Raw genomic sequence first — 13617 nt, 5'->3', positions numbered from 1 at the left:
GGTGAAGCAGTCAGAAGGCAATTTAGGTAAAATCATAAATAACAAAAAATCAAGACAATTAAGTGATTCCCAGCAAGATTTTATGCTGGGAATCTTCGGAGTCGGAATTACTGAATTTGAAATAAAATATATAAAAGGGGATTCAGACCAATTTTGGATTTTAGATTTGCTATTTAGGACTAAAAGTCCTTTCCTAAATTTGGTATTATCCAGTTTGCCCCAAAGAAATAAGCGTAAATCCTGACAATTACTGTGTGAAACTCCAAATGCAAATATTAGTTCCGGGAAAATTTGCATTGACGCATTTAAATTACAGATTTTTTTTGTAAAAGTTGTTATTAGTCATTAATGAATGACAACTGACCAATGACTAATTAAATGCGGATTAGTTTAGGACTGGTTTGGAAAAGCATTAGCGGATGAATTGCGTAAATCCTTCACAGCAAATTAGTAATCACCCTGGAAAATTGTAGTTTCCAGAAAATTACTTCACTTCATAATTTTTGCGTACTTTAGAAGGTAAGGCATAATGCAATCCTGGATTCGTAGTGGTGGGATTCGTTCTTCCAAAACTTTTTGTACAGGCGTAGCGCTGATGGTGGTGGCTTTATTTTCTTGGTCAGCACCGTTAGCAGGCGATCGCCACTCTGATACAGCGATCGCTGCGTCAGTAGATGAAAATGGCATCACTGAGTTTAATATTAGGCAAACATCCCAACCTCGCTTGATTGAAATTGACCTGTCAGAACAACGGTTACGTGCATGGGAAGGTAAAAAACTTGTTTATTCATACCGTATTTCTGGAGGGAAGCGATCGACTCCCACACCCATAGGTAGATTTCGGATTAATTCTAAGTATCGCACTCACCGGATGCGAGGCAGGGGCTACAATATTCCTGATGTTCCTTACACAATGTATTTTTACAGAGGCTACGCCATCCACGGTGCTTACTGGCATAATCGTTTTGGCACTCCAGTCAGCCACGGTTGCGTAAATTTACCTGTTAAGCAAGCACGCAATATTTACAATTGGGCTAGCTATGGGACTTCAGTAGTGGTGCATAAATAATTCGTAATTCGTAATTCGTAATTCGTAGTTAAGAGTTTTAATTACGAATTATCGTGATGATGAATTAATCAATGGTGCAATTTTTTCCTCAATGTATGGATAGGTGATTTAACTCTGTGAATGCACCTGTCCATAGATACTGCTAGACTAAAAACACATCTTCGAGGGATTCAGGAGTCATGAGCTACTCAACTACTCAACTACTTACCCTGGAAGAGTTTCTGAAGCTTCCAGAAACAAAGCCTGCGAGCGAATATATTAACGGTAAGATTATTCCTAAGCCAATGCCGAAAGGGAGACACAGCCGCTTGCAAGGCAAACTTGGTGCTGTTGTTAATGGAGTTGCAGAAAATCAGAAGATTGCCTATGCTTTTCCAGAATTACGGTGTAGTTTTGGCGATCGCTCAATTGTACCTGATGTAGCTGTATTTCAGTGGGGACGTATACCGTTTACCGTTGAGAATGAAGTACCTGATAATTTTGAACTTCCACCAGACTGGACGATTGAGATTCTTTCGCCAGAACAAAAACCCAACAAAGTAATTGGAAATATTCTCTACTGTCTAAAGTATGGTAGCCGCCTGGGATGGTTTCTTGATCCTGATGACCTGAGTATTTTGGTATTTCTACCAGAGCAACAGCCAGTACTACTCCAGGGAGAAGATTTTTTGCCTGTATTACCGGAAATTGAACTTACACTAACCGTCAATCAAGTTTTTGGATGGTTAAAGATGGGTGGTTAAAAATAAGTTGCGTAGACTTAGCCCATCGTAGACATCGCTTTAATTCTCAAACAAACTAGTATCAACGTGAAAAAAGCTCCCTAAGACCTTAGCCATCTCCTGGGTAATTTCTTGTTTTCCACTCATAACTTGAGAAACAACCTCTCTTGAACCAAGAATTGCTACTAACTCAGCTTCCTTAACATTCTGAGCATCGATTAAGTAGGTGGGTGGGAAAAAACCCAACTATATTAAGATAAATAAATACGGAAAATGTACTTACAGAGGTAACAAATGTTATGGGCGCTCGCTTAAGGGTATTCCTCACGCGTGAGCAAGACCAAACCCTGTTAAACCTGAGAACTGTGGATGTACCACAGAAAGTTAAAGATCGAGCAGAGGCAATCAGATTAAACGCGCATGGTTGGTACGTAGAAAAAATAGCTGCTCACTTTGACTGGAGTGTTCAAACAGTAAGAGAAGTCTTACATAAATGGCAGAAGTTAGGTATAGAAGGGCTTTGGGAATTACCAGGTCGAGGAGGAAAACCGAAGTGGAAGGAGGAGGACATAGTATTGTTGGAAAAATGCCTCAGAGAAGAACCACGTACATACAATAGTTTTCAACTCTCCCGGAAATTAGAAAGCGAGCGCCACATAAAATTGAGTCCCGACAGATTAAGACGGGTACTCAAAAAAAGGGGGTCTATTGGAAGCGAGCCAAGAAGAGCCACAAGAGAAAACAAGACCCCGTAGTCAGAGCGAAGAAACAAGCAGACCTAGATATGTTGGAATTATCCGCAGCTACCGGAGAAATAGACCTAAAGTATCTAGATGAATCAGGATTCTGTGTGTGGAGTGAACCAGGTTACACCTATTACTTTAGAGGTGAGCAAAAACGCTTAGAGCAAACCAAGCGTCGTGGTCGGAGATTAAGTATTATCGGGTTTCTTCAACCTTTAATCAGCTTTATTTACGGTCTAGTTATTGGTGGTGTTAGTCGTAAATCTTACATTCAAATGATGGAAATTGAAGCGACGGAAGCTCAAAAAACCGGGCGCACTAGGGTAATTGTGCAGGATAACGGACCGATACACCGATGTCTTGAAGTGCAAAAACTATGGTTAAAGTGGGAACAGATGGGTTTGTACATCTTCTTTTTGCCTGCATACTGCTCCGAGATGAATCCAATTGAATTGGAGTGGCAGCACCTGAAAAAAGATGAATTATGTGGGCAAATATTTGATGATGAGTTAGACCTTGCTTACGCGGTGATTGATGGCGTTAAAGCTAGGGGAGAAAAAGGCAACCACAGTACAAAACGTATTAAATTTGGCTCTAATGGCTCTGGTTAAACTTTCGTTACATAGTTGTAAATTTTCCCACCTACCTACTTAGATGGAGGAACATTGAGTGCGCCGTTGATTCTCCTATTGGATAATGCTCATCCTCATATTTTTCTATCAGGGCGATCAAGAGGTCTAATAATGCCGACTCTTCCAAAGTTCGGTTAACTCGATGAGATAGTTACTCAGCTAGTGTAATAGCTTGCTCATTTTCCTCATCTGTTTTAATAACCGTTTTTAAGTGCATCACAGGAATCAGCATAATTTTGGCAAAATTCGCGCAGCTTTTTACGACTGATGATGTGCATTATATCTAACTCAACTGTGCCACAAGTTGATTTTCCAAAAGCGTGTCATTCGTTAATAAATCTTCAACGGTGATTCGCAAAAAGCGTTGCTCATCAACTTGAAAGAGAATTTTGATGCGATCGCTTCCAGGATATCCGGCTGGTGTCAGTTGAGCAATTGTCCTCGCACCTTCTTGATCGTTGAGAGGCTTGACGCTGGTTTCAGTATTTTCCATACGGCGAGTAATTAAGCGATCGCCATCAAAATAAACTTCGGTACTACCCGTATCTGCTCCCAATTCTCCCATAATCAATTCAATGCTGGGCTGATTTTCCAAAGAAGCACCTAGAACTAATTCCACTGGCTGACTCATTGGATATGCTTGTCCAGCTTTAATTAAAGAATGCCATTTGTGGCGCTGATTGCGGCGATCCCAGTAGCGGATACCATAACTATGGTAAAGAAAGTCTTTGATTTGTATCCCTTGAGCTAACTGTAAAGCACCTTGAGCGATCGCTTCAAAGGGACGTTCGCAACGGATTTTTTCTGGCTCAAAATACTGTTTTATCCATGTCTGCACTGCTGGTAATTGCACTGTTCCCCCAACTAACAAAACGGCATTAATATCAGGAAGTTCTATCCCTTGGCGCTTTGCTTGCTGCAACAGTGTCGTCATCGACTCATCCAATAACTCAAAAAATGCGTGTTCTTTGAGGATATTATCAAAAGTGTCGCGGTTTAATTCCAATTCATAACTTTCAAATGTTTCATCATCAAAATAAACTTCACTAGCTTGGTTTTGGGTTGATAGCTGAATTTTTACTCGTTCTGCCAATCGTGTTGTCAAGGGACTTACCGCCAACTCTTGAGTTTTGGCAAAGTAATCTACCAACCAATTATCAATATCAGTACCGCCTAGATTTTGTCCAGCTTTCGCCAGGACACGGGCAGTTTTAACTTTTTGTTTTGAATCTTCAGCCAGAGACTTATTACCCCACTTGAGGAGAAATCCCAACGGCTTTGTAGTTGCTTGCACGCCTTGATCCAATCGGACAAGGGACAAATCTAAAGTACCGCCGCCGAAGTCAATTACCAAAAGAATTTCTTGATCTGCCAAGCCATAACCCAAGGCGGCTGCTGTGGGTTCATCCAGCATTCGCACCTGTTCGACGGGAAGGGATTGGCAAACTTTCCCCAACCAGTGACGATAAGCTTCAAAACTGTCTACGGGTACAGTTAACACGAGAGAATCTAACCCACCTTGTAGGGGTGCTAGTTCTTCAATTACTTTGGTGAGGAACCATTGCCCTACTTGTTCAAAGGTGACAATTTGCCCATCTAGTTCGGGTAAGAAACCTTGGATATCTGCACCAATACCCCGCTTGAAGCTGCGGAAAAATCTAGTTTCACCTTTGAGGTCAAGACCGCGATCGCGTACTTGTTGCCCGACTAATACTTTATTTTGGGTTGCGTCTTCAACATAAACCAAGCTGGGAATTAGTGGCGGATTGAGACTTTGTTTAATTGATAAACCTTGTAGAGTCAGGGTTTCTGGCTGCTGGGTTACAGGGTTCCAACGAGCAATGACTGTGTTGCTAGTACCAAAATCGATTGCGATCACCATATTTTATATTTATTATCTCGCACGAAGAGGCTAAAGCTGCTTTATCTGTGATTATTCTCTATAAGCCATCAACAATGCAATTGATAATCCAACGGCCGTTTGAGAAATTAATGAGACGATGCCTGCGGCAGTAAGCTACGCAAAAAATAATTTGGTATATAACAAATCATTTTTTGCGTAGCTACAACCACTTTCACGACCTAACTATTGTACAGATGCGATTAATCGCGTCTCTACTCCTAACTCAATCTTCATGCCTTAACTGCCATGCTGCACCACAAGCGGCCCCAGCCCCAGCTAACAATCCGGTACTCATTCCTTGGATAGTTTTTTGGATCGGATCTTGAGTTAGACAGTCGCTTGTAACCTTACTGTCTTCTAAGCAGAGATTACTTTCTGCCCAAGCAGCAGTACCTCCTAAAATTACACCAGTTATACTACAGGAAATAACTAGCAGCAAAAGGCGTTGAGTTTTTCTAACCATAGATAGATGTGCTAAAGATTAGAGATAGTAATTTACTTTCAATTACTTTACACATTCTTGCTAGCAAATGTCAGCTGGTTTCAAAATTGAAACAGGTCAAAGTTAATTTTGCCTGTATTAAGGATACAAATCGCATAAATGATATTTTTACCTCTTCTGAGGCACTAATACTGGTATTTTATGGGCATCAGCTACGGATTTGGCGTGTTGTCCAACAGTCACAACATTGAACTGACTGGATATAATTTCCAAACTTTTATTCACTATTGCCAGCTTCTTGTAGGTGGGGAGACTCATTCCAGGGAAGAATGATAACTCTGGCACATCCTCTTGACTTACAAAGTCTGTAGGATGGAATAGCAAAGAAGGCTGGACACGTGTAAGTTTACACAACCATAGGGCAATTCGGAGATATAGTAACGCAGCTTCCGAAGAAAATGTACTTATATACATTATGTAACTGAAGTGAATTGGTACCTTGAAAATTGGCATGGTGGTAACGGGAATTTCAGTCAATTTATCCTTACCCATCTTCCACTGGTAAGGTTTTAAAGGCTGCAAACCGTCTTTGAAACCGCCAAACAACGCTTCGCGTTTTTTGCGTTCTTCCTTGCTCAGTTTACAGGTCATTAAATAATAAGCTCGTGCTATGGGCCCCAAAAATGTGGGAAAAGTTGAAGCATCATATTCGTATCCCCGTCGTGCTAGGACTTTCAATACCGCAGGCGAAAAACTGTATCCAGGTCCCCGGAAGCCGATAGGATGTTGATGGGTAACGCGCTTGATATGTTGTTCGGCTAACGCCACTTCTTGTTCAATTTCATCCTCTGAATATAGGTGTAGCCAAGGATCGTGGTAAAATGAATGATTACCTATTTCGTGACCAGCGTTAGCGATCGCTTGTAAAGCCTTAGTGTTCTTTTCCAGGGCGGCATCCTGACCCACAATGAAGACCGTGATTGTCACATTCCACTGCTGAAAAATATCTAAGAAACGAGGGACTGCAATATCTAAGTAAGAGGGAAAAGTCTCCCAACCAGGAGCGCCCTGATTTTTTAGAAAAGACCAAACATTATCCAAGTCTAAAGAAAGACTGGCTATTGGTTTGTTTCCTCGTTGCTTCGTTTTCATTATGAGTTTAAGTATTTGGATAATTTTAAGCGTAAATTAAGTTTTAGGAAGACAGATTTAATAACCTGCAACTTTATTCATTAGAAGTTACTACGACGCGCTTTTAGACATCGCACCAGCTACAGAGATTATAAATTAAATCAGCATATTTTCTAGATTATGATGCTCAATTTATATCATTAGTTTCAATAAAAAGCGATTATACAAAAAATTTTAAACATCCTACTAGATATTGATTTGCTGCCTTTGAGTCAAACACATTGCAATTCCCTTTTCGTAGTAAGCTGCCTCATTAATAAAAATCGGCCAAACGGTAGATTCATTCTCATAAACAATTGTTTTATCATCAAAGGTTATAAATATTGGATCTCCTGGGTTCAAGGCTTGGTAATCCTTGTCCTGAAGCTCTGGATGAATCATCGCAAAGATTTTCCCATCCTGTTGTTTTGGATAGTCCACAACTGATAAATGGTCATAGAGAATCAACGTTTCATTAGTTGATGAAATTTTACCTTGATTAAACTGTTCTAGATAGTCGAGAACCGCATAAACAAGTTCTTCTGTTTGTTGGAACAACGTCGCTTTTAATATACCCTGGGCAATAGGGCCAACCTCGATCGCAAAGCCTAATTCGCACAGGGAATTTACAAATGGATTTTCTGCAATTGATTTAAAAGAACAGCGATAAATCCTCACTAAAGGGCTAATCTGACTGAGATAAGCAGCCAATTGCAAGTTTAATGGATGACTGTTTACCAAAATAATTGTCAGACCCATGTTAGCAGTACTGCTGTGTAAGTCTAAGATAAAATCTGCTTGTTTATTTCTGTTTGATCCTAGAGTGTCCTGAATTGATTTAGCTTGCAATTCTTCGTAACTATTAAGAGTTGAATCTTGTAAATCTTGCTGGAGAAAACAGCGATTTAAATCCTTCTCTACATATCGCCTCCCGGCGGCAAAAGCGTTAGGATTTGCTAGCAAAGTAACTGTCTCAAAACTTTGTCTAGTAATCAAGTCGGGAAATTGAGCAAATTTTTGGATTAAATAGGCCCCAGTAAACTCATTGCCATGAGTTCCACCAACAATTGCAACTCGATTAATCTGGTTCACAATTACACCAACTCTAGAATGCAGCCTCTCAATCAATAGGCAGGGAGCAGGGGGCAGGGGAGCAAAGAGAAATGTTTAGTAATTTTTACTACTAAAATAGCTCGAAATACACTTGTTTGTTTCTCTCCCCCTGCTCCTCTGCTCCCTGCTCCCTTGCCTCTTTTTCAATGTACATTATGAAGCATTCAGTATGCCGATGCGATCGCGCCCCGATGGTTCATAAAGATAAGACATATCAGGCCCATCAGGAATAATCCCACCGGGGTTGAGTGGGAAGAGGTTCCCGTAGTAGTCTCGCTTCACACTCTCGACATCGCAGGTGTCAGCTACACCGGGAAGCTGATATACATCCCTTAAGTAAGCTCCCAAGTTTTGATAGTCTCGAATTCGCTGTCTATTGCACTTAAACAACCCGTAGTAGGCACTATCAAACCTAAACAACGTCGTGAATAAACGGACATCTGCAAGCGTGAGATTATCTCCACACAGATATCGACTAGTTTGCAATGCAATGTCAATCTCATCGAGAGTCGCAAACAGTTCATTACAGGCTTGATTGTATGCTTCTTGGGTTTGGGCAAAACCGCAGCGATACACACCGTTATTTACCGCGTGATAAATTTTCTCATTCCACCAGTCAATTTTCTCTTTAAGTGCTTCTGGGTAAAGATTCAGTGTGGGATTGTTGGCGAACTCGTTAAATTCCGAGTTCAGCATGACGATAATCTCTGAACTCTCATTATTAACGATAGTTTTTGTTTGGTTGTCCCATAAAATTGGAACTGTTGAGCGTCCACTGTAACCAGGTTCTGCCAGTTGATAAAATTCAGCTAGTGTACGACAACCTTCTTCTTCTTCGTTGAATATCCAACCGCCTTCAATGGGAGAAGGAGAGACAATACATACTGATATTACCGCTTCGAGTTTTTTGAGCGATCGCACAACCAGGGTTCGATGCGCCCAAGGACAACCCAACCCAACATAGAGTTTGTAGCGCCCTGCTGCTGGTGGGTGTGGATTTCCTTCTTCTGTACCAATGAACTTGCGAAACTGGCTATTAGGACGAATATATGCTCCCGATTGATTGCTAGGAGCAAGCTTTGACATCATTATCTGCCACATAGTCGTCCAGACAAACTTTCCCAGCCAGATGATGAGCTTCGGAGGGAGTGTCCTCCCCTTTTTCTTGGGGAGATTTTTTTCGTCATCCATCGGAGTCGAGTTGCTCATGGTGACAATCTTGCATTGGGAATTCTTACAAGCTAATGGTATCAAACTTGCGATCGCTTTGCTACATCTATAACCAAGGAGGTATTGCTTTTATAAAAAACTGCTTACTTTCCAGACTTTAATATCTGTATCTGCTGTAATAAATTGCCAATTAATTTACTAAAAGGCTTAATGAGGATTTAGTTTCAACGACAATTATTTACGCTTACTTAATCTCTGATAGATGCCTTTTCCCTAAGAAACGTATCAAATGTAAACCTATCGGGCAGTGAAGTTTGTGCGCCTGATTTTGTCGTCGCTAAAGCACCTGCTGCTGCACCCCAAAAAACTGCTTGATGTAAAGAAAGTCCTGCAAAAAGTGCCGCCGTTAATCCACCATTAAAAGCATCACCAGCAGCTACTGTATCAACCGCATGAACCAGAAACGCGGGGACAAAAAACTTTTCCTCAGCAGTTGCACAAAAAACACCTTTAGCACCCAGTTTAACGATCGCACATTTCACACCCCGTTGTAATAAAACTTCGGCTGCTTTTGCCGCTTGTTCCTCTCCATCCACAGGAAAACCTACTAACTGTGAGGCTTCAACTTCATTCGGTGTAATAATGTCCACTAATGGGTAAAGTTCATCTGGGAAATCAGATTGTGCGGGTGCTGGATCGAGAATTACCCTGATTTTGCTTTTTCTTGCTGCTTTAGCGGCTGCAATCACCGCAGCAATCGGGATTTCTAATTGTAAAAGCAGTGCTGTCGCTTCTGGTAATAACTGGGACAATCGCTCTACATCTTCTTGATTAACACACCCATTTGCACCAGGAATTACAATAATTTGATTTTCCCCAGCATGATTTACGGCGATAATGGCGACTCCAGAACTAACAGTATTATCGACGAAAATATTGCAAATCTGCACACCAGATGATTGCAAATTATTGACAAGTTCCACACCAAAATCATCTGCACCGACACGCCCCACCATTTGGGTAGGAATTCCCAGTTTTGCTAATGCTACAGCTTGATTCGCTCCTTTACCTCCCGAAACTTTAAAAAATTTTTCTCCTAGCAACGTTTCTCCTGGGACTGGCAATCGGGGTGTTGTTGCTACCAAGTCTATATTTATGCTGCCGAAGACGATAATGCTCATTTTTGTTGATCTTTAAAGTCATTTAGCTTAATAGTACAGCAAGCGATTGCTACGGTTTATAGGTCTAACTTTTTCCAATTGCAGCATGACATTGAATCGCTACGCATCTGTTATTTCATCTTAACTGTTACCTGATAACAATCATCTCAAAATACTTTGTAATAGCAACCAAACATTTAAACCTACGATAACAATAGCAACTAACCAGGCTAACGATTTCAACCATAAGGGATTTACAAACTCACCCATCAAGCGGCGATTACTCGTAAACATCACCAATGGAATCACTGCAAATGGTAACTGTAAGCTGAGGATAACTTGGCTAAAAACTATCAAACTGCTTGTACTATTCTCACCAAAAATAATGATAGTGATTAACGCTGGAATGATTGCAAGTAGACGAGTTATTAAACGGCGTAACCAAGATGGAAAGCGAAATTGCAAAAAGCCTTCCATAACAATTTGTCCTGCCAGAGTTGCAGTTAGCGTTGAACTTTGTCCAGAAGCAAGTAAAGCAATGCCAAAAATAGCACTGGCAGCACTAACTCCTAATAATGGTGAAAGTAATTTATAAGCATCTTGAATTTCTGCCACATCTTGATTACCAGAAAAATGAAATGTTGCAGCAGACACAATTAAAATTGCTGAGTTGATAAATAGTGCTAAGGATAAAGCAAAAGTTGAATCAATTGTGCCAAACTTAATTGCTTCCCATCTTTTTTCGGTATTAGGCTGCCAACTACGGGTTTGTACAATTGAGGAGTGTAAATATAAGTTGTGAGGCATCACTGTCGCCCCTAAAATACCAATAGCAATATAGAGCATTTCTGGATTGTATAAAATCTCTTTCTTGGGCACATATCCCAATAAAATACCCCCCATATCAGGGCGAGAAAATAGAATTTCAGCTGTAAAACAGATGCCTACTGTTCCTACCAGCATTATTACCAGGGCTTCTGTATAGCGAAAGCCTTTATGTTGCAAAAATAACAATAGCAGTACATCCAATGCTGTGATGCAAACACCCCATACTAAGGGAATACCGAATAAAAGTTGCAGTGCGATCGCGCTTCCGAGTAGTTCTGCTAAATCACAAGCTGCGATCGCAATTTCACACAGTACCCATAAACAAAAGCTTACCCTTCGGCTGAAATAGTCCCGACAAGCCTGTGCCAAATCTCGCCCTGTAGCAACTCCCAAACGTACACATAATGATTGGAGTAATACCGCCATCAGGTTCGACAGCAAAATCACTGTTAACAGAGTGTAGCCAAACTTTGACCCCCCAGCGATGTCTGTTGCCCAATTTCCAGGATCAATATATCCCACTGAAACCAAATATCCTGGCCCTGTATAAGCCATCATCTTGCGCCAAAAGCTGCTGCTGTTAGGAACTCCAATACTACGGTGAACCTCTGGTAAGCTAGGTTTGTTTTCTGGGGGAGTCATTTACTTTGTCGTTAAATATTCTCATATTGTTTTCATAATCTCATGAAATATAGAATAAACATCAACCTTTAGGTGAGTATGGATCAATAGATTTGGGTTATATCCATTCCATGCGATCCTGCGCCTTATTCATGTAGGGGCAATACTCTGCGGGTAATCCGTTGAAGAACTCGTAGAGTATGCTCCGCGTCTACATGAATTGCCTCTACAAGCTTATAGAGTCATCTTCAAACACAAATAATATCAGTCATTTAATTCCATCAATTCTTTTGTTTTCAAATCAGCTGCTACAGGCTGAGAACATTCTCGAATCTGAGGAGAGATAGAGCAAATCGCATCTGTTGTTGTTTCAAAACAATTTGATAAGCCAATTGTTTTTAACAACCCTGTTCGTTCTAATAGTTGTTTGACTTCGGGTTGTAAGCCTGTGAGAATTAAGCGGCAATTGTGCCGTTCCAAGTCATGGTAAATATCTTCTAAAGCTACTAACCCAGTTGTGTCCATATTTGGTACAAAGCGCAACCGGAGAATTAAATACTTCACTTCCGGTTCATCGCGGAGGAAGGTAGCAAAGCGTTCAGCAGCACCAAAAAATACAGGGCCATCTACGCGATAAACCGCAATTTCCTTACCTAATTCCAGAGGAGTACCAGGGGGAAATACTTCGGTTTCAGGTATTTTAACTAGGCTTAAATCGCTCATCCGTTTGATAAACAATGCTCCGGCTGCAATCAATCCTACTTCTACAGCGAGAACTAAATCAAACAAGATTGTTACTAGCCAGGTGAGAATCATCACCGCAAAGTCGGAGTAGGTAGCACGCATCAATAAACCAATGGCTTCCCACTCAATCATCCGCACACTAACTACCATTAAGATGCCAGCAAGTGCTGCTAAGGGAATCTGTGCTGCTAGGGGTGCTAAAGTCAAAACAATAATGGCTAAAGCAACGCCGTGAATTACCCCAGATAGTCGGGTTTTGCCGCCCGAACGGACATTGACAGCAGTCCGAGCGATCGCACCTGTTGCGGGAATACCACCAAAAAATGGGATAATAATATTTGCCAATCCTTGGCCAATTAATTCGCGATCGCTATTGTGTTTTTCGCTCACTGTCATCCCATCAGCCACTACCGCCGATAGTAACGATTCAATACTTCCCAGTGCAGCCAAAGCCAAAGCCGGATTAATCAGTTCTCGAATCACACTAAAATCATTCCAGTGGGGAATACCTTGAGGCATTGGTAAAGATTGTGGAATACTGCCAATTGTGGGTACATCCAGATGAAAATAAGTTGCTATCCCCGTTGCCAACACCAACCCCACTAAAGAACCTGGTATTGTCCTATTAATCCTGGGCCATAAAATGTTGGCTGCCATTACCACAATTGCTAACCCAACAGCAGCCCAATTTAGAGCTTCTACATGAGTTAAACTTTGCCAAAGCCCTGGCAAAAAGTGTTCACTACGTGGTATTTGTAAACCAAAGAAATTATTTAATTGACCGCAAAATATAATCACGGCAATACCATTGGTAAAGCCTGCCGTCACTGGATAGGGAATAAACTTCACTAGCTGTCCAAGTTTGGCAACTCCCAAGGCAATCTGGATAATTCCAGCCATTACCCCAGCAATCCAAACTTTCTCAAGGCCGTACTTGGCGACAATTCCCACCAGAACCACAGCCATTGCACCTGTCGGCCCTGTAATCTGTACTGGCGAACCGCCAAAAATTGCCGCGACAATTCCCGCCACAATAGCGGTATAAAGTCCCGCCTTTGGTTCCACACCACTCGCTACTGCAAAGGCTAAAGCCAAAGGCAATGCTACCACTGCTGCTGTTAGTCCACCCGTTAAATCGCCACGCAGTCCACTAAACCAGCGATTCAGACGTAAAAGCTGTGGTTCTTCGAGGATATTAGAGATTGCCATATTCAGTTTTAACTCTTATAGACAATTTTTTGCTGCACATATAGATGTGATATGATATGCGGCAAATTAAGCATAATACCCAAAATCTTAA

Annotated in this window: 12 protein-coding genes; 4 read left to right on the top strand and 8 right to left on the bottom strand. The window is 41.2% G+C overall.

Annotation, left to right across the window (positions count from 1 at the left end; translation table 11 throughout):
* The first annotated feature begins 1 nt into the window (after window position 1).
* The 4 genes from FD724_RS20025 to FD724_RS20010 all read left to right on the top strand — a co-directional run bounded on the left by FD724_RS20025 (window position 2) and on the right by FD724_RS20010 (window position 3145).
* The gene (locus FD724_RS20025; RefSeq protein ID WP_179073832.1) at window positions 2-244 is read left to right on the top strand and encodes a hypothetical protein; all 243 of its coding nucleotides are present in this window, start codon (window positions 2-4) and stop codon (window positions 242-244) included.
* A gap of 285 nt (window positions 245-529) precedes the next feature.
* Window positions 530-1069 (top strand): L,D-transpeptidase, encoded by a 540-nt coding sequence (locus FD724_RS20020; protein ID WP_179073831.1) that lies wholly within the window; start codon window positions 530-532, stop codon window positions 1067-1069.
* 179 nt (window positions 1070-1248) lie between these two features.
* Entirely contained in the window at window positions 1249-1812 is a 564-nt protein-coding gene (locus tag FD724_RS20015; protein ID WP_179073830.1) for a Uma2 family endonuclease, read from the top strand.
* Window positions 1813-2090: 278 nt separating this feature from the next.
* Window positions 2091-3145 (top strand): IS630 family transposase gene (locus tag FD724_RS20010; RefSeq protein WP_256874324.1). Its coding sequence is split into 2 segments (ribosomal slippage): window positions 2091-2483 and window positions 2486-3145, totalling 1053 coding nucleotides; the frame shifts between segments, so codons are not numbered across the junction.
* A 304-nt stretch (window positions 3146-3449) separates the two neighbouring features.
* On the opposite strand, the gene FD724_RS20005 is transcribed toward FD724_RS20010, so the two are convergent.
* The 8 genes from FD724_RS20005 to FD724_RS19970 form a co-directional block, all read right to left on the bottom strand.
* Entirely contained in the window at window positions 3450-5048 is a 1599-nt protein-coding gene (locus tag FD724_RS20005; RefSeq protein WP_179073829.1) for an Hsp70 family protein, read from the bottom strand.
* Window positions 5049-5292: 244 nt separating this feature from the next.
* Window positions 5293-5532 carry a hypothetical protein gene (locus tag FD724_RS20000; RefSeq protein WP_012409257.1) on the bottom strand — a complete coding sequence of 80 codons (240 nt, stop codon included), beginning with the start codon at window positions 5530-5532 and terminating at the stop codon, window positions 5293-5295.
* A gap of 147 nt (window positions 5533-5679) precedes the next feature.
* Entirely contained in the window at window positions 5680-6663 is a 984-nt protein-coding gene (locus FD724_RS19995) for a polysaccharide deacetylase family protein (RefSeq protein WP_179073828.1), read from the bottom strand.
* Between the two features lie 225 nt (window positions 6664-6888).
* The gene (locus FD724_RS19990; RefSeq protein WP_179073827.1) at window positions 6889-7773 is read right to left on the bottom strand and encodes an aspartoacylase; all 885 of its coding nucleotides are present in this window, start codon (window positions 7771-7773) and stop codon (window positions 6889-6891) included.
* A 174-nt stretch (window positions 7774-7947) separates the two neighbouring features.
* Window positions 7948-9003, bottom strand: coding sequence for a glutathione S-transferase family protein (locus tag FD724_RS19985; protein WP_179073826.1), 1056 nt, complete (start codon window positions 9001-9003; stop codon window positions 7948-7950).
* A gap of 209 nt (window positions 9004-9212) precedes the next feature.
* Entirely contained in the window at window positions 9213-10145 is a 933-nt protein-coding gene (gene rbsK, locus FD724_RS19980) for a ribokinase (RefSeq protein WP_179073825.1), read from the bottom strand.
* Window positions 10146-10286: 141 nt separating this feature from the next.
* Window positions 10287-11594 carry an Nramp family divalent metal transporter gene (locus tag FD724_RS19975; RefSeq protein ID WP_179073824.1) on the bottom strand — a complete coding sequence of 436 codons (1308 nt, stop codon included), beginning with the start codon at window positions 11592-11594 and terminating at the stop codon, window positions 10287-10289.
* 243 nt (window positions 11595-11837) lie between these two features.
* Window positions 11838-13526 carry a SulP family inorganic anion transporter gene (locus FD724_RS19970; RefSeq protein ID WP_114081356.1) on the bottom strand — a complete coding sequence of 563 codons (1689 nt, stop codon included), beginning with the start codon at window positions 13524-13526 and terminating at the stop codon, window positions 11838-11840.
* Window positions 13527-13617: the final 91 nt, after the last annotated feature.

It is taken from the genome of Nostoc sp. C057, from assembly GCF_013393925.1.
Taxonomy (GTDB): Bacteria; Cyanobacteriota; Cyanobacteriia; order Cyanobacteriales; family Nostocaceae; genus Nostoc; species Nostoc muscorum_A.
This window is presented reverse-complemented; position numbering and strand designations above follow the sequence as displayed.

Coding starts and splice junctions, on each gene's coding strand:
- FD724_RS20020 (WP_179073831.1), top strand. CDS start 530: ATGCAATCCTGGATTCGTAGTGGTGGGATTCGTTCTTCCAAAACTTTT.
- FD724_RS20015 (WP_179073830.1), top strand. CDS start 1,249: ATGAGCTACTCAACTACTCAACTACTTACCCTGGAAGAGTTTCTGAAG.
- FD724_RS20005 (WP_179073829.1), bottom strand. CDS start 5,048: ATGGTGATCGCAATCGATTTTGGTACTAGCAACACAGTCATTGCTCGT.
- FD724_RS20000 (WP_012409257.1), bottom strand. CDS start 5,532: ATGGTTAGAAAAACTCAACGCCTTTTGCTGCTAGTTATTTCCTGTAGT.
- FD724_RS19995 (WP_179073828.1), bottom strand. CDS start 6,663: ATGAAAACGAAGCAACGAGGAAACAAACCAATAGCCAGTCTTTCTTTA.
- FD724_RS19985 (WP_179073826.1), bottom strand. CDS start 9,003: ATGAGCAACTCGACTCCGATGGATGACGAAAAAAATCTCCCCAAGAAA.
- rbsK (WP_179073825.1), bottom strand. CDS start 10,145: ATGAGCATTATCGTCTTCGGCAGCATAAATATAGACTTGGTAGCAACA.
- FD724_RS19975 (WP_179073824.1), bottom strand. CDS start 11,594: ATGACTCCCCCAGAAAACAAACCTAGCTTACCAGAGGTTCACCGTAGT.
- FD724_RS19970 (WP_114081356.1), bottom strand. CDS start 13,526: ATGGCAATCTCTAATATCCTCGAAGAACCACAGCTTTTACGTCTGAAT.